16 protein-coding genes are annotated in these 15,109 nt (G+C 71.4%); 8 read left to right on the top strand and 8 right to left on the bottom strand.

Annotated elements, in window-relative coordinates:
• Positions 1-7: 7 nt before the first annotated feature.
• The 3 genes from ACZ63J_RS18380 to ACZ63J_RS18370 are packed head-to-tail and all read left to right on the top strand — an operon-like array spanning position 8 to position 2,853.
• Positions 8-1,021, top strand: a complete 1,014-nt coding sequence (locus ACZ63J_RS18380) for a thiolase domain-containing protein (RefSeq protein ID WP_465403350.1) — start codon at positions 8-10, stop codon at positions 1,019-1,021.
• Positions 1,018-2,181: a thiolase domain-containing protein gene (locus tag ACZ63J_RS18375; protein ID WP_465403348.1), complete on the top strand. Its 1,164-nt coding sequence runs from the start codon at positions 1,018-1,020 to the stop codon at positions 2,179-2,181. The genes ACZ63J_RS18380 and ACZ63J_RS18375 overlap by 4 nt, the downstream gene beginning before the upstream one ends.
• A gap of 15 nt (positions 2,182-2,196) precedes the next feature.
• The gene (locus ACZ63J_RS18370; RefSeq protein WP_465403346.1) at positions 2,197-2,853 is read left to right on the top strand and encodes a TetR/AcrR family transcriptional regulator; all 657 of its coding nucleotides are present in this window, start codon (positions 2,197-2,199) and stop codon (positions 2,851-2,853) included.
• A 30-nt stretch (positions 2,854-2,883) separates the two neighbouring features.
• On the opposite strand, the gene ACZ63J_RS18365 is transcribed toward ACZ63J_RS18370, so the two are convergent.
• Both ACZ63J_RS18365 and ACZ63J_RS18360 read right to left on the bottom strand, forming a co-directional pair.
• A complete protein-coding gene (locus ACZ63J_RS18365) occupies positions 2,884-3,912 on the bottom strand; it encodes a YhjD/YihY/BrkB family envelope integrity protein (protein ID WP_465403345.1) in 1,029 nt (342 codons plus the stop codon).
• A gap of 67 nt (positions 3,913-3,979) precedes the next feature.
• Positions 3,980-4,771 (bottom strand): transglutaminase-like domain-containing protein, encoded by a 792-nt coding sequence (locus tag ACZ63J_RS18360; RefSeq protein ID WP_465403343.1) that lies wholly within the window; start codon positions 4,769-4,771, stop codon positions 3,980-3,982.
• Between the two features lie 22 nt (positions 4,772-4,793).
• Here ACZ63J_RS18360 and ACZ63J_RS18355 point away from each other — a divergent pair, with 22 nt between their 5' ends.
• The gene (locus ACZ63J_RS18355; protein ID WP_465403340.1) at positions 4,794-5,375 is read left to right on the top strand and encodes a dienelactone hydrolase family protein; all 582 of its coding nucleotides are present in this window, start codon (positions 4,794-4,796) and stop codon (positions 5,373-5,375) included.
• On the opposite strand, the gene ACZ63J_RS18350 is transcribed toward ACZ63J_RS18355, so the two are convergent.
• Positions 5,347-6,573 (bottom strand): cytochrome P450, encoded by a 1,227-nt coding sequence (locus ACZ63J_RS18350; RefSeq protein ID WP_465337934.1) that lies wholly within the window; start codon positions 6,571-6,573, stop codon positions 5,347-5,349. The genes ACZ63J_RS18355 and ACZ63J_RS18350 overlap by 29 nt on opposite strands.
• A gap of 232 nt (positions 6,574-6,805) precedes the next feature.
• Between ACZ63J_RS18350 and ACZ63J_RS18345 the strand changes: the two genes are divergently transcribed.
• The gene (locus ACZ63J_RS18345) at positions 6,806-7,963 is read left to right on the top strand and encodes a steroid 3-ketoacyl-CoA thiolase (protein WP_465403338.1); all 1,158 of its coding nucleotides are present in this window, start codon (positions 6,806-6,808) and stop codon (positions 7,961-7,963) included.
• On the opposite strand, the gene ACZ63J_RS18340 is transcribed toward ACZ63J_RS18345, so the two are convergent.
• Positions 7,960-8,346: a RidA family protein gene (locus tag ACZ63J_RS18340; protein WP_465403336.1), complete on the bottom strand. Its 387-nt coding sequence runs from the start codon at positions 8,344-8,346 to the stop codon at positions 7,960-7,962. The two genes, ACZ63J_RS18345 and ACZ63J_RS18340, sit on opposite strands and share 4 nt — an antisense overlap.
• Positions 8,347-8,389: 43 nt before the next feature.
• Between ACZ63J_RS18340 and ACZ63J_RS18335 the strand changes: the two genes are divergently transcribed.
• Positions 8,390-9,190: an alpha/beta fold hydrolase gene (locus tag ACZ63J_RS18335; RefSeq protein WP_465403334.1), complete on the top strand. Its 801-nt coding sequence runs from the start codon at positions 8,390-8,392 to the stop codon at positions 9,188-9,190.
• The gene (locus ACZ63J_RS18330) at positions 9,187-9,546 is read left to right on the top strand and encodes a DUF2255 family protein (RefSeq protein ID WP_465403332.1); all 360 of its coding nucleotides are present in this window, start codon (positions 9,187-9,189) and stop codon (positions 9,544-9,546) included. Before ACZ63J_RS18335 ends, ACZ63J_RS18330 begins: the two co-directional genes overlap by 4 nt.
• 292 nt (positions 9,547-9,838) lie before the next feature.
• On the opposite strand, the gene ACZ63J_RS18325 is transcribed toward ACZ63J_RS18330, so the two are convergent.
• Genes ACZ63J_RS18325 through ACZ63J_RS18310 form a run of 4 tightly spaced genes read right to left on the bottom strand, consistent with a single transcriptional unit; the run spans position 9,839 to position 13,849 of the window.
• Positions 9,839-11,041, bottom strand: coding sequence for a metal-dependent hydrolase family protein (locus ACZ63J_RS18325; RefSeq protein WP_465337939.1), 1,203 nt, complete (start codon positions 11,039-11,041; stop codon positions 9,839-9,841).
• On the bottom strand, positions 11,038-12,453 hold the full coding sequence (locus ACZ63J_RS18320) for a sodium:solute symporter family protein (protein ID WP_465403329.1): 1,416 nt from the start codon (positions 12,451-12,453) through the stop codon (positions 11,038-11,040). Before ACZ63J_RS18320 ends, ACZ63J_RS18325 begins: the two co-directional genes overlap by 4 nt.
• Positions 12,450-12,659: a hypothetical protein gene (locus ACZ63J_RS18315; protein ID WP_465337941.1), complete on the bottom strand. Its 210-nt coding sequence runs from the start codon at positions 12,657-12,659 to the stop codon at positions 12,450-12,452. The genes ACZ63J_RS18320 and ACZ63J_RS18315 overlap by 4 nt, the downstream gene beginning before the upstream one ends.
• On the bottom strand, positions 12,656-13,849 hold the full coding sequence (locus tag ACZ63J_RS18310; protein WP_465337942.1) for a M20 metallopeptidase family protein: 1,194 nt from the start codon (positions 13,847-13,849) through the stop codon (positions 12,656-12,658). The genes ACZ63J_RS18315 and ACZ63J_RS18310 overlap by 4 nt, the downstream gene beginning before the upstream one ends.
• Before the next feature lie 68 nt (positions 13,850-13,917).
• Here ACZ63J_RS18310 and ACZ63J_RS18305 point away from each other — a divergent pair, with 68 nt between their 5' ends.
• Positions 13,918-14,982 (top strand): Lrp/AsnC family transcriptional regulator, encoded by a 1,065-nt coding sequence (locus ACZ63J_RS18305; protein ID WP_465403327.1) that lies wholly within the window; start codon positions 13,918-13,920, stop codon positions 14,980-14,982.
• Positions 14,983-15,109 lie beyond the last annotated feature (127 nt).

Genomic DNA, 15,109 nt, shown 5'->3' with positions numbered 1-15,109 from the left:
GGTCCTGATGCCAGACGTCGCGATCGCCGGGTTCGCGCAGGCCCCGAACGTCCGCGAGACCCCGGGCACCACCAACGGCGTGGAGATGCTCGTCCCGATCTTCGCCGAGGTCTTCGAGAAGACCGGATTGTCCAAACAGGACATCGGCTTCTGGTGCTCCGGCTCGTCGGACTACCTCGCCGGGCGCGCGTTCTCCTTCATCGCCGCCGTCGACGCGATCGGCGCGTTCCCGCCGATCCACGAGTCGCACGTCGAGATGGACGCCGCCTGGGCGCTCTACGAAGCCTGGCTGAAGATCAAGATGGGTGAGGTCGAGACCGCGCTCGTCTACGGCTTCGGCAAGTCCAGCGCCGGGCAGCTGCGCCGGGTGCTCGCCCTGCAGCTTGACCCGTACGTCGTGACGCCGTTGTGGCCGGACTCGGTGTCGATCGCCGGGATCCAGGCACGGATGGGCCTCGAAGCCGGGCTCTGGTCCGAAAAGGATCTTGCCGAGGTCGCCGCCCGCGGCACCGACAAGGACGTCAGCGAACTGCTCGACACGCCGTACTTCGCGGACCCGTTGCGCCGGCACGATATCGCGCCGATCACCGACGGCGCCGCCGTGGTCGTCCTGTCCACTGTGGAACGCGCTCGTGACATCGTCGAGCACCCCGCCGTGATCCAGGGCATCCAGCACCGCGTCGACTCCCCCGTGCTCGGCGCCCGCGACCTGACGCGGTCGCCGTCCACCGAGATCGCGGCGGAGGCCCTCGACCTCGACGGCGCCGACCTCGCCGAGCTGCACGCGCCGTTCACGCACCAGGAGATCATCCTGCGCAACGCCCTCAAGCTCGACGACAGCGTCAAGATCAACCCCTCGGGCGGCGCGCTCGCCGCGAACCCGATGTTCTCCGCCGGGCTCGCCCGCATCGGCGAGGCGGCCGCGCGGATCCACAGCGGCGAGTCCCGCAAGGCCGTGGCGCACGCGACGAGCGGCCCGGCCCTGCAACAGAACCTGGTGACCGTGCTGGAGGCCCGATGACCAAGCAGCTCACCGCCGTGCTCGGCACCGGCCAGACGCACCACCGCGCCAAGCGCCAGGACGTCTCGATGCCGGGCCTGCTGCGCGAGGCGATCGACCGCGCGATGGCCGACGCCCAGGTCGGCTGGTCCGACATCGACGCCGTCGTCCTCGGCAAGGCGCCGGACCTGTTCGAGGGCGTGATGATGCCCGAACTGTTCCTCGCCGACTCCCTGGGCGCGAACGGGAAACCGTTGCTGCGCGTGCACACCGCCGGCTCGGTCGGCGGCTCGACGGCGCTGGTCGCGGCGTCGCTCATCCAGGCGGGCGTCCACCGGCGCGTGCTGACCGTGGCGTACGAGAAGCAGTCCGAGTCGAACGCCATGTGGGGCCTGTCGATCCTGCCGCCGTTCCAGATGCCGGTCGGCGCCGGCGCGGGCGGCTACTTCGCGCCGCACGTGCGCTCCTACATCCGCCGCTCGGGCGCGCCCGAGCACGTCGGGGCGATCGTCGCGGCGAAGGACCGGCGCAACGGCGCCCTGAACCCGTACGCGCACCTGCGGCAGGCCGACATCACGGTCGAGTCGGTGCAGGCGTCGCAGATGCTGTGGGACCCGATCCGCTACGACGAGACGTGCCCGTCGTCCGACGGCGCGTGCGCGATGGTGCTGGGCGACGAAGCCGCCGGGGACGCCGTCGAGGGCGGGGCCGCCTGGATCCACGCGACGGCGATGCGCACCGAGCCGACCACGTTCGCCGGCCGCGACCAGGTCAACCCGCAGGCCGGGCGCGACGCCGCGGCCGCGTTGTGGGCCGAAGCGGGCATCACCGACCCGCTGTCCGAAGTGGACGTCGCCGAGATCTACGTGCCGTTCTCGTGGTTCGAGCCGATGTGGCTGGAGAACCTCGGGTTCGCGCCCGAAGGCGAGGGCTGGAAGGTCACCGAGGCGGGTGAGACGGCGATCGGCGGGCAGCTGCCGGTGAACCCGTCGGGCGGGGTGCTTTCGTCCAACCCGATCGGCGCGTCCGGCATGCTTCGCTTCTCCGAAGCGGCGAAGCAGGTCATGGGCCGGGCCGGGGACTACCAGGTGGACGGCGCCCGCATCGCGCTCGGGCACGCCTACGGCGGCGGGTCGCAGTACTTCTCGATGTGGGTGGTCGGCGCCGACAAGCCGCGTTGATACGCTCGACCCACCATGCCGAGACTCGCCGACCACGAGCAGCGCCGCCGCCAGATCGCCGAAGCCGTCTGGCGAATCGCCAGCGCGCGCGGGCTGGAAGACGTGTCCCTGCGCAAGGTCGCGGCCGAGGCCGGGGTCTCGCTGCGGCTGGTCCAGTACTACTTCGGCACGCGGGACGACCTGCTGCTGGGCGCGCTGGAGATCCTCAACGCCGACGCCGGCGAGAGCATCCGCGCCGGGCTCGGCCCGGAGGAGGACGCGACCCCGCGGGAGATCCTGCACGCGCTGCTCGTCGGGATGCTGCCGATCGACGACGAGCGCCGCACGCGTTACCTCGTGCACCTCGCCTACTTCGTCCGGTCGCTGTCCGACCCGGGCCTGGCCTCGGCGTTCAGCGGCGCGCCGCCCGAGCTGGAACGGCTGACCGCGGACCTGCTGTCCTGGGGCCGCGACCGCGGCGAGGTGGCGCCGGACCTCGAGCTGATGCCGGAGGCCGAGCTGCTCCTGTCGAGCGTCGACGGCCTGCAGACCAGCATCATCCTGGGCCAGCGGACGCCGGAAGCGGCGATCGCGCTGATCGACCACCAGCTGGACCGGCTGTTCCCCATCCGGCCGAAAGCAGGCGGACACGACCCGCGGCCGGTCAGCGCGAGCCGCCCGTTTCCGCCGTGACTGCGGCCGGATGGGGAACCAACAGCACAGTCAGCCTCGCGAACGTCGCCACTTGAGCGCGAGCAGCGTCCCGATCACCCCGGTCACCACGCCGACCGTGGCCGGCACCGCGACCGGCGGGTCCACCACGATCACCGGCTCGAACACGACCGGCGCGGGCGGCTGGATCGGCTTCGGGGGCGCGTCCGAACCGGTCGCGGTCCACGCCGTGACGTAGACGAGCAGCCGCGCGACCAGCGAGATGAAGAAGATCAGGCCGATGATCGAGCCGAACGCGATGCCGGTCGGCGAGTCGCCGATCAGCCGGAGGTAGAACCCGCCGGCCAGCTTGAGCGCCTCGAACCCGAGGGCCAGCGCGATCGCGCCGCGCACCGCGCTGCGCACGCCGACCGGCTGCCGCGGCAGCCGGGTCAGCACCCAGAGGAACACCAGCCAGTCGGCGGCCAGCGACAGCGGCACCGAAGACGCGGACACGAGCTGGTGCCCCCAGCTCGTGTCGTCGAGCCCGGCCAGGCGCAGCAGGTAGCTGCCGAGCGCCGTGCCGGAGAGGGTGAGCGTGAACGACACCAGCAGCGCCGCGCTCAGGCCGAGCAGCGCGAGCAGGTCGACGGCGATCAGCCGCGGCAGCGGCTGATCCGACCGGTTCTGCCCCCACAGCGCCGTGAGCGAGTCCCGCAGCGCGTTCATCCAGTTCCAGCCCGAGTAGAGGCCGATCCCCAGCCCGAACACCCCGACGCTGGTCCGCTGCTCGACGAACCCGGTGAGCAGGTCGGAGGCCTTCTCACCGAGCCCGCCGGGTCCGCCGGGCAGTGTGGAGACGATCGCCTGGACCATCGTGTCGAGCAGGTGCGGCTGGCTGGCCAGCACGAACCCGGCGACCGACGACGCCACCATCAGCAGCGGCACCAGCGACAACAGGCTGAAGTAGGTGATCGAAGCGACGTAGTGGTAACCGCCGCACTCGACGTAGCGGTTGGTCGCGCGGGCGATGTGGTCCAGCCAGCGGTACCGGGCGCGGGCCCGGGCCCAGGGGCTCGGGGCCTTGGGGGAACTCTTCACGCACACTGTCTACCCAGCGGAAGGCCTCTTCGCGCGGGCAACACGCGGTTGGCCCCTCCGATCGGCGTCAGCCGAGCACGACCAGCTCGGTCCAGTCGTCCTGGGGCAGCGCGGTGTCCGTCGTCGCGAAGACCGTGCTGCCCAGGAAGTCGAGCTCGCAGCCGAGGGTCGCGAGGAACGCCGTGTCGGCGGCGTCGCGGCCGGTCGAGATCCGGAGCATGGTCTGCCGGGGCGCGAGGTGGGTGGCGTCGAAGACGTACCAGTGGCCGTCGACGACGGCCTCGAAGACGGCGTGGAAGTCCATCGGGGACAGTCCGGGCGCGTAGACGCCGACGTACCTCGCGGGGATGTCGAGCGAGCGGCAGAGCGTGATGCAGACGTGCGCGAAGTCGCGGCAGACGCCTTCCCCCGCCAGGAGCGTGTCGATCGCGTCGTCGGTCCCGCGGCTGGATCCGGCCACATAGGACAGTCGCTCGTGGACGTGCCGGACGATCCGGTCGACCTTGTCCTTGGTGCTCGGCACGGAGAACAGCTCGGGCGGCACCAGCCCGGCGATCCGGTCGGACGGGCAGTACCGGCTGGGCCGGGTGAACACGGCGAGCTCGGCGAGGGTGACGGGCTCGGGTTCGGGCTCGGTCAGCGCGTGCTCGGCGTGGTAGGTGACGCGGTGCTCACCGGCGGGCAGCTCGAAGACCTCGGCACGTGTCCCGTGCTCGAACTCGGCGAGCTCGCTCTCCCCGTGCCAGGACACGGTGAGCTCGTCGGTGTCGGCCCGCGCGGCCGCGACGGAGACCGCCGCGCGCCCGGGTTCGGTGACACGGACGGAGAACTCGACGTCGACGGTCGCTCGCGGGGCCATCGCGTCATGATGTCATGGTCGGGTGACCACCATCGTGCTCTTCCACTCCGTCCTGGGACTGCGGCCCGTCGAGCTCGGCCTGGCCGACCGGCTGCGGGCCGCCGGGCACCGCGTCGCCACCCCGGACCTCTACGCCGGCTCGACCGCCGCGACGATCGAGGAAGGTTTTGCGCTGAAGGACACCGTCGGCTGGGCGACCGTCGTCGGGCGGGCCCGGGAAGCCGTGCGGGACCTGCCCGCGGAGAGCGTGCTCCTGGGCGTGTCGATGGGAGCGGGAGTCGTCCAGGAGGTGCTGCCCGAGCGCCCGCACACGGCCGGCGTCGTGCTCTTGCACGCGGTGGGAGCGCTGCCCGCGTCGGTCCGCCCGGGCCTGCCGGCGCAGGCGCACGTCGCCGACCCGGACCCGATCGCGCCCCCGGCACAGGTCGCGGCCTGGCAGGCGGCCGCGACCGGCGCGGGCGCCGACGCCCGGGTGTTCACCTACCCGGGAGTCGGCCACTTCTACACGGACGCGGCGGGCCCCGACCACGACGAACCCGCCGCCGACCTCACCCGGCGGCGGGTCCTCGAGTTCCTCAGGCGTACCGAACCGGGTAGTGCTTGATCCCGTTCAACCAGCTCGACCGCAGCCGGACCGGGGCCGCCGCTTCGGTGATGCCGGGCATCACGTCGGCGATCGCGTTGAAGATCAGGTCGATCTCCAGCCGGGCCAGGTTCGCGCCGATGCAGTAGTGCGAGCCGGTGCCGCCGAACCCGACGTGCGGGTTGTCCTCGCGGAGGACGTCGAACTTCTCCGCGTTGTCGAACACCTCCGGGTCGAAGTTGGCGGAGCTGTAGAACATGCCGACGCGGTCGCCCTTGCGGATCTGCGCGCCGCCGAGCTCGGTGTCGCGCGTGGCGGTGCGCTGGAAGGCGACCACCGGGGTGGCCCAGCGGACGATCTCGTCGGGCGCGGTCTTCGGCCGCTGGTCCTTGTAGAGCTCCCACTGGTCCGGGTGGTCGAGGAACGCCTTCATGCCGTGCGTGATGGCGTTGCGCGTCGTCTCGTTGCCCGCGACGGCGAGCAGGATGACGAAGAACCCGAACTCGTCGGAGCCCAGCGCCTCGCCGTCGACGTCGGCCTGGATCAGCTTCGTGACGATGTCGTCCATCGGGCACTTGCGCCGGTCCTCGGCCATGTTCCACGCGTACCCGATGAGCTGCGCGGACGCCTCCAGGGGCTCGACCTCGTACTCCGGGTCGTCGTAGGCGACCATCTGGTTGGACCAGTCGAAGATCTTGAGCCGGTCCTCCTGCGGGACCCCGATCAGCTCGGCGATCGCCTGCAGCGGCAGCTCGCACGCGACGTCGGTGACGAAGTCGCCGGTGCCCTTCTTGCGCGCCTCGTGGACGATCTTTTCGGCGCGCTCGCGCAGGGTGTCCTCGAGCTTGGCGATCGAGCGCGGGGTGAAGCCCTTCGACACGATCCGCCGCAGCTTGGTGTGCTGCGGGGCGTCCATGTTGAGCAGCACCAACCGGTTCGCGTTGAGGCGGTCCTCGGTCATGCTCTCGTCGAAGCGGATGATCGCGGTCTTCTCACTCGACGAGTAGAGCGTGCTGTCGCGGGAGACCTCCTTGACGTCTTCGTGCCGGGAGACGACCCAATAGCCGTCGTCGCCGAAGCCGGCGGTGTTCGTCTTCTGGGGGTTCCACCACACCGGGGCGGTCCGCCGGAGCTCGGCGAACTCGGCCAGGGGCAGCCGTTGGGCGTAGAGGTCCGGGTCCGTGAAGTCGAAACCGGCGGGGATGAGCGGAGCGGCCACGTTGCCTCCCACGGTTCGCCGTGAAACACGTTCTAACTCGGATTGAAGCATACGGTGTTAACTAACGGAAGGGCGTTCAGTGAAACCCGTTAACTTGACCGATGACGGCAGGTGAGCGAGCGCTCAGTTGCGGAAGATCAAGATTACGTGGATGCTGCGGCGGCTTGCCTAGAACGATAACTTGTTCTAGTTTTTAAGTCAGTGGACAGTGTTTCCCGACGAAGGGGACGACATGGGCGTGCCGGTCATCGTCGAAGCCGTGCGGACCCCGATCGGCAAGCGGGGCGGCCTGCTGGCCGGCCTGCACGCGGCCGAGCTGCTGGGCGCCGCGCAGCTGGCCCTGCTCGACCGGGCCGGGATCGACCCCGCGCTGGTCGAGCAGCTGATCGGCGGCTGCGTCACGCAGGCCGGCGAGCAGTCCAACAACGTCACGCGCACAGCGTGGCTGCACGCGGGCCTGCCCGAGACGGCGGGCGCGACGACGATCGACGCCCAGTGCGGCTCGGCGCAGCAGGCCACCCACCTCATCGCCGGCCTGATCGCGGCGGACGCCATCGAGGTCGGTGTCGCGTGCGGGGTCGAGGCGATGAGCCGGGTGCCGCTCGGCGCGAACCGCGCGGGTGCGTCGCCGCGGCCGGCGTCGTGGTCGATCGACCTGCCCAACCAGTACGGCGCGGCGGAGCGCATCGCCGTCCGCCGCGGGCTGACGCGCGACGACGTCGACGCGTTCGGCGCCGCGTCCCAGCAGAAGGCCGCGGCCGCGTGGGAAGCCGGGCACTTCGACCGCGAAGTGGTGCCGGTGAAGGCTCCGGTCCTCGACGCTTCGGGGGCTTTGACGGGGGAAACTCGCCTGGTCGGTCGCGACCAGGGCCTGCGCGAAACGACCGTCGAAGGCCTCGCCCGGCTGAAGCCGGTGGTGGAGGACGGCATCCACACGGCGGGAACGTCGTCCCAGATCTCCGACGGCGCGGCGGCGCTGCTGCTGATGGACGCCGACCGGGCCGCCGCCCTGGGACTGCGGCCGCGCGCCCGGATCGTCGCGCAGGCGCTGGTCGGGGCCGAGCCGTACTTCCACCTGGACGGCCCGATCCGCGCGACGGAACGGGTGCTGTCGCGGACCGGCATGACGGTCGGTGACCTGGACCTGTTCGAGGTCAACGAAGCGTTCGCTTCGGTGGCGTTGTCGTGGCAGCGGACACTTTCGCCCGATCCCTCCCGGGTCAACGTCAACGGCGGCGCGATCGCGCTGGGTCACCCGGTGGGCAGCACCGGGGCCCGGCTGCTGACAACGGCGTTGCACGAGCTGGAACGCCGGGACGCGTCGACGGCGCTGGTGACGATGTGCGCCGGCGGCGCGCTCGCCACGGCGTCGATCATCGAACGGCTCTAGCCGGGGAGGTGGGCGTCCACCTCGATTTCGATCTTCATGCGGGGGTCCGCCAGGCCGCACTGCAGCATCGTCGCGGCCGGGCGGACGTCCGCGAAAGCCTTGCGCAGCACCGGCCAGCACGGTTCGAAGTCCTCGCGTGCGGGCAGCAGGTACCGCACACGGACGACGTCCGCCAGGGTGCAGCCCGCCTCCGCCAGCGCGGATCCGATGTTGCGCAGGCATTGCGCCGCCTGCTCGACGACGTCTTCGGAGATCGTCATCGTCGTGTAGTCGAAGCCGGTCGTGCCCGAGACGTACACCCGATCGCCGTGCACGACAGCGCGGGCGTACCCGATCTGTTCCTCGAAGGTGGAGCCGCTGAGGATCGCTCGCCGTTCCGTCATACCGCGCACGTTAGCTTGCGGCCGTTGTGCTTCACTTCGATGCATGATCTCGGAAAGCCGTTGCCCGGTGGAGGACGGTGAGCTCCTCGTCCGCCGCGGCGGCGAGGGTCCGGCGCTGCTGCTGATCGCGGGCGGCACCGGGGCGGGTGACTCCTACCGCGCGCTGGCGAAGCAGCTGTACGCGGAGTTCACCGTGATCACGTACGACCGGCGCGGCCACTTCGGCAGCACGGACACGACGACGGGCCCGGTCCCGGTGTCCCTGCAGGCCGACGACGCCCGGGCGGTGCTGGAGCACACAACCGACGGCCCGGCGCTGGTGTTCGGCTCGAGCGCGGGCGCGCTGATCGGCCTCGACCTCGTGGCCCGGTTTTCGGACCGGGTGACCACACTGGTCGCCCACGAACCCCCGGCGGTCCACCTGATGCCGGACGCGGGCAGCTGGCTCGAGGCGGCGGCCGAGCAGGTCCGGCTGGCCCGTTCGGGTGAGCTGATGGCGGCGGTGACCCGCTTCGCGGACGCGATCGCGGGCGCGGCCCTGCCCAACCTGCCCACGATCCGCCTCCCCCACGAGGCCGACTGGGTCCGCCTGTTCGACCGCGAGCTGACGGAGTTCTTCGACTACCTGCCGGATCTGCGAGCGTTGCGCAGGGCGAGCACGGAGATAGTCCCGGTGGCGGGCGAAGCCAGCCGCGGCCACTACCACTACCAGCCGGCGAAGATCCTGGCGCTGGAGCTGGGGTTGCCGTTCACCGAGATGCCGGGAGCCCACCTGGCCCCGCAGCGAAACCCGGCAAAGTTCGCGGCGGCGTTGAAGGATCTCCTCACCCCGGAGCCGGCATGACGGAACCCTGGTCCCCGGACGACTTGCGGTTCTTGACCGCGGCCCAGGAGCTGGAGATCGCGGTCGGCTCGCGCCGGTGGGTGCCGATTTGGGTTGTCTGCGCGGGCGGGCAGGTTTACGTGCGGACGTGGTACCGGCGGGACACCGGGTGGTTCGGCGCCGCGGTGCGGTCGGGTCGGGCGCGCGTTCGGGTGCCGGGTCTGGAAGCCGAGGTTTCCGTCGAAGACGTCGGTGCCGCGTCGGCGGAGGTCACCGCGGCGGTCGACGCTGCTTATCGGGCGAAGTACGCGGGCGGGACGGAAGCCATGGTGACGCCCGAGGCCGCGGCGACCACCCTGCGGCTGGGTCGCCGCTAGCGCCGCGAACTGCGCGACGCGGCGGCGGGCACGCGGCCGACGGGACAGTGGCTGCCGACCGTGCGCCACGCGGTGACTCGCGTGATCCGGGACGGAACTCGCGTGACCAGAGACCGAACTCGCGTGATCCGGGACCAAACCCGCGTGCCCGGAACCGAACCCACGTGGCCAGAGACCGAACCCGCGTGATCCGCGGCGCAACTCACGTGACCAACCGGACGACACGCGTGTCCGGATGGACGACACGCGTGACCAACCGGACTACACGCGTGTCTAGAGGGACGACACGGTGTCAGACCACCCGGATGCCGTCCTTCCAGACCTCCCGGATGTTCGACGCCAGCGCCGGGAAGTCGTACGGATCCCCCGCCACCACCACAAGATCGGCCCGCAGCCCCGGCTCGATCCGCCCCAGCTCACCGTCCAACCCCATCAAGCGCGCCGCCGACGACGTTGTCGCCTCCAGGACGTCCGCCTGGGTCATCCCGCACGCCGCCATCAGCGCGAGCTCCTCGAGGTTCGTCCCGTGCGGACCCACCCCGCTGTCCGTCCCCATCGCGATCCGCACGCCCGCCGCGTAGGCCCGCCGCACCGAGTCGCGGTGGACTTCCACCACCTCGCGCGCCTTCGCCACCACCGAGGCCGGCAGATCCACGCCCGCGTCCGCCGCGCGGACCACGTTGACCGGGGCGATCAGCGTCGGGACCAGCCACGTTCCGTGGCCGAGCATCAGCTCGATCGCCTCGTCGTCGAGGTAGATGCCGTGTTCGATGGACCGGACACCCGCCCGCACCGCGTTCTTGATGCCCGCCGCGCCCTGGGCGTGGGCCATCACCGGACGGCCCTGCGCGGACGCCTCGGCGACCAGGACCTCCAGCTCCTCCGGGGTGTACTGCGAATGCCGCGGGTCGTCGCGCGGGGAGAGCACGCCGCCGGTCGTGCACACCTTCAGCACGTCGGCACCCGCGCGCAGCAGCGTGCGGGCGACTCGGCGCATCTCGTCGGGGCCGTCGGCCGTCGCGTCCGGGCGGCCCGGGTGCGGCACCAGCAGCGGGACGCAGATGCTCGACGGGTTCCAGCTGTCGCCGTGGCCGCCGGTCTGGCTGATCAGCCCGATCGAGATCTGCAGCCGCGGCCCCGGGATCAGCCCGTCGTCCACCGCCTGCTTGATGCCGAGGTCGGCGCCCGAGGCGTCGCGGACCGTCGTGATGCCCAGGCCGAGCGTCGCCCAGAGGTTCCGCGCGGCTTCGTAGAACTGGTAGGAGAACGGCTTCTGCACCCGCGACAGCAGCCCGATCTCCGACACCGTCACGTGCACGTGACAGTCGAACAGCCCCGGCAGCAGCACCGCGCCGGAGCAGTCGACCCCCTCGTCGCCGTCCAGGTCCGTGCCGACGTCGACGATCCGGCCGTGCTCGACGACGACGTCCGCCTCCGCCGGCTCCGCACCGGAACCGTCGAACACCGAACCACCGGTGAAAACCGTGCGCGTCACGCCGCCTCCACGGGAGAAGTCTGCCGCCGCGACACCAGCGCGGCCAGCGCCAGCACGACGACGTTGACGCCGAGCCCGATCAGGCCGACGTTGACGGTGCCGGCGAAGTGAGTGTCCACAAAGGTCAGCCAGATGACGACGACCTCGCCGGCGATCAGCCCGGCGAACACGGGGCCCTTGCCGACCGGCACTCGTTTGAGGAAGCCCAGCAGGTTGGCCGGGGCCAGCTGGACCGACCCCGAATACGTGAGCAACAGCAGGTTGGCCAGCAGGTCCGGCCGGAAGATGCCCAGCACGAGGGCAAGGGTACTCGCGAGCACAACCGTGCCGTGGTTGATCCAGAACTGCTTGCGCCCGCCGCGCACGCGGACTATGTTGCGCGCCACCAGCGACGAGATGCCGATCAGGATCCCGGCCGCCGGGACCATCGCGGTGGCCGTCGCGGCGACGACGATGATGCCGGTCACCCAGCCGGGCAGGGCGTCCTTCGACAGCGTCAGCAATACGCCGTTCGGGTCACTGCCCTTGGGCACCACGAGGATCGCCGCGAACCCGACGATCATCGGCAGCAGCAGGCACAGCTCGTACACCGGCATCCAGGCGTAGTTGCGCCGCAGCACCTTCGGGTCGCGCGCCGACATCAGCGCCGGCCACGAGTGCGGCAGCGTCATCAGCCCGACGCCGATGGCGCTGACCAGCATGCTCGTCACGAACCAGACGTGGTCGTTCGCTCCACTGTGGACGATCAGCTTCTCGGGGTGCAGCTGCTCGATCTTGTGGAACACCGCGGGGATCCCGCCGGCGAAGTGCGTCGGCACCGCGACGATCAGCACCACCAGCGCGACGAGCATGATGCCGTCCTTGAAGTACGACGTCGCCGCGACCCCGCGCAGCCCCGCCCACAGCACGAACGCGACCACCAGCACGCTGCCGGCGACCATGCTGAGCGTGCCGGACGCGCTGTCGCCGGTCACCAGCCGGACGATCAGCCCGAGCCCGGTGATCTGCAGCTGCAGGTACGGCAGCACGAAGACCACGCCCAGTACCGCCGACAGCGTCCCGAGCGCCCGGCTGGAGTAACGGTCTTCGAGGAAGTCGCCCTGCGTGAGATAACCGCGCTCCTTGCCCAGCGTCCACAGGCGCTTCGCGAGGAAGAACAGCACGACGTAGGCGATCGGCACGTACGGCAGCGCGTACATCGCCGCGACCCCGCCGGAGAACGCGAGCCCGGCCATGCCGAGGAAGGTGAAGGTGGTGAACACCTCCCCGGCCTGGAGGAACCACATGGTCATGGCGCCGAAGCGGCGGCCGCCGACCGTCCACTCGGCGAGGTCGGCGACGGGCTTGCGGCGGCCGACAAAACCCAGGACGCCGATCAGGACGATGCCGGCGAGAGTGAAGGTGAGGATCATTCGTCCTCCTCCCCCGCCGCGCGCAGCAGGCGTTCGGACAGCAGCAGCGCCGGGGTGAACATCAGGCACCAGAACGCGCCCCACACGACCATCCGCGGCAGGCCGAGCCACAGCCCGGTCGTGTTGACGAACGGCAGGAACGGCATCAGGACCAGCGCGAGCACCGGGAGCAGCGGGGGCCAGTGATAACTGCGCACGCGCGTCACCCCGCCAGGATGCCGAGCCGGCGGACCGCGAGCTCCGCCAGCAGCGCGGCGCCGTCGCCGAGCACGCTGTCGTCGAACCGGGCGCGGGGTGAGTGGTTGTCCGGCGCGGTCGCCGGGTCCGTCGGGCACGCGCCGAGGAAGAGGTAGGCGCCGGGCACGCGTTCGAGCACCCGGGAGAAGTCCTCCGAACCGGTGATCGGATCGGCCATCTCGGTGAACCGCTCCTCGCCGTAGACGTCGCGGATCGTGTCGGCGACGAAGTCGTACGCGCCGGCGTCGTTGACCGTCGCCGGGTACTCCGGCTCGAAGGTGACGTCGATGTCGAGGCCGTGCGCCTGGGCGATGCCCTGGCACACCCGCACCGCGCGCTCACCGACGCGTTCGGCGACCTCCGGCGAGAACGACCGCAGGGTCGCCTCGAACACCGCGTCGTCCGGGATGATGTTGCGCCGCGTGCCCGCGTGGAACGTGCCGACGGTGACCACCACCGGGTCGAAGACGTCGAAGCCGCGCGTGACCATCGTCTGCAACGCGGTCACCATCTCGCAGGCCGCCGGGATCGGGTCGCGCGCGTCGTGCGGTGACGAGCCGTGGCCGCCGTCGCCGCGCACCCGCACGAACAGCCCGCCCGACGCCGCCATCAGCGTGCCCGGGCGGGCGGTGAAGTGGCCCTTTTTGTAAGTCGTGGCCGAGACGTGCAGGCCGTAGGCGGCGTCGACGTGCTTGCCGGACGCCGTCAGCACGCCTTCCTCGATCATGCGGCCGGCGCCGTCCCAGCCCTCTTCGCCGGGCTGGAACATGAACACGACGTCGCCGGGCAGGTCGTCCTTGCGCGCGGCGAGCAGCCGGGCCGAGCCGACCAGGCCCGCCGTGTGCAGGTCGTGGCCGCAGGCGTGCATCGCGCCGGGCAGGGTCGAGCTGAAGTCCTCGCCGCTGGCTTCGGTCACCGGGAGCGCGTCCATGTCGCCGCGCAGGAGCACGGTGCCGCCGGGCTTGCCGCCGCGCAGGACGGCGGTGATCGAGGAGAGGTTCTTGCCGAGGGAGATTTCGAGGGGCAGCCCGTCGAGCGCCGCGAGGACCCGCTCCTGGGTGCGCGGCAGGGTCAAGCCGATCTCGGGGATGCGGTGCAGGTCGCGGCGCAGGGCGACCAGGTCGTCGAGGAGGACGGCGGCGTCGGAGCGCAGGGTCATCCGCCGATCATGCGAGAGTCGAGCACAATGGCCGGGGAAAATCCCCGAAACCACCGTTCCGAGGGCCGATGAACGAAGAATCCGCCATGCTGGCCGAGCAGGACCTCAAACTGGTCGACGCGCTGCAGGCCGCGCCCCGGGCGTCCTGGTCGACGCTCGGCCGCGCGCTCGGCCTGGGCGCGGTGACCGCCGCCCGGCGCTGGGACGCACTCGTCGAGCGGGGCGACGCGTGGCTCACCGCATACGCCGGGGGCGAGCTGACGGCGCAGCTGGCCTTGGCGTTCGTCGAGATCGACTGCGCGCCGGGGGCCGCGCTTTCGGCGGCGTCCGCGCTGGCCGCGGACCCGCGTGTCGTGACCGTCGAATGCGTGGCCGGGCCGGGCGACCTGCTCGCCCACGTCGTCGCGCCGACGTTGCGGGAGCTGGGCGCGCACGTCCTGGACCGCGTGACGGCGGTGCCCGGCGTGACCCGCGTCCGGACGGTGCTGTCGCCGCGGATGTTCACCGAGGGCAGCCGGTGGCGGGTGCGGGCGATCTCGCCGGGTCAGCGGGAGGCCCTTTCGGCGAAGCCGCCGAAGAACCGGGCGCCACTGCGGTTCGACGACGCGGACCGGGCGCTGATCCTCGCACTGGGCGTCGACGCACGGGTGTCGGCAGCGGCGTTGGCGCTCGAACTCGGCGTCGGGGCCACCACAGTGCGACGCCGGCTGGACGCGCTGCTGGCCCGTGGCGCGATCCGCGTCCGGTGCGAGATCGCTCGGTCCGTGTCACCCGCGCCGGTGACGGTGACGCTCTGGCTGCGGGTCCCGCCGGACAAGCTGGAGACGACGGCGCGGTCGCTGGCGATGCTGCCGGAGGTCCGGATGTGCGCGGCCCTGACCGGGGCGGCGAACCTGATGCTGGTGGTGTGGCTGCCTTCGCAGCACGACACGGTGGCACTGGAGGCGGTGCTGGCGGCGAAGCTGCCCTGGCTGGAGATCACGGGCCGGGCGGTGACGCTGCGGAGCGTCAAGCTGATGGGCCGTCTGCTCGACGCGGCGGGGCGCGGGACGGGCCGGGTGCCGCTGGACTTCTGGGCCGCGGTCCCCGTGCCGGAGCACGGGAACCGCGGCGTGAGCCGGCCCGGGGGATGAGGGGGGTGAGGTGGAGGGAAGCATCCACCGGACCGGGGTCTGCGGGGGCGGCGGTTCTGGCGGGGGGGCCGGGCCGGTGACCGAGGGGCGGTCACCGGCCGGAAGTCTTTTGGGGGCGGATCTCGCG

This window comes from Amycolatopsis sp. NPDC104863 (genome assembly GCF_055582965.1).
The sequence above is the reverse complement of the archived record's forward strand: the minus strand, read 5'-3'. Positions and strand labels throughout refer to the sequence as shown.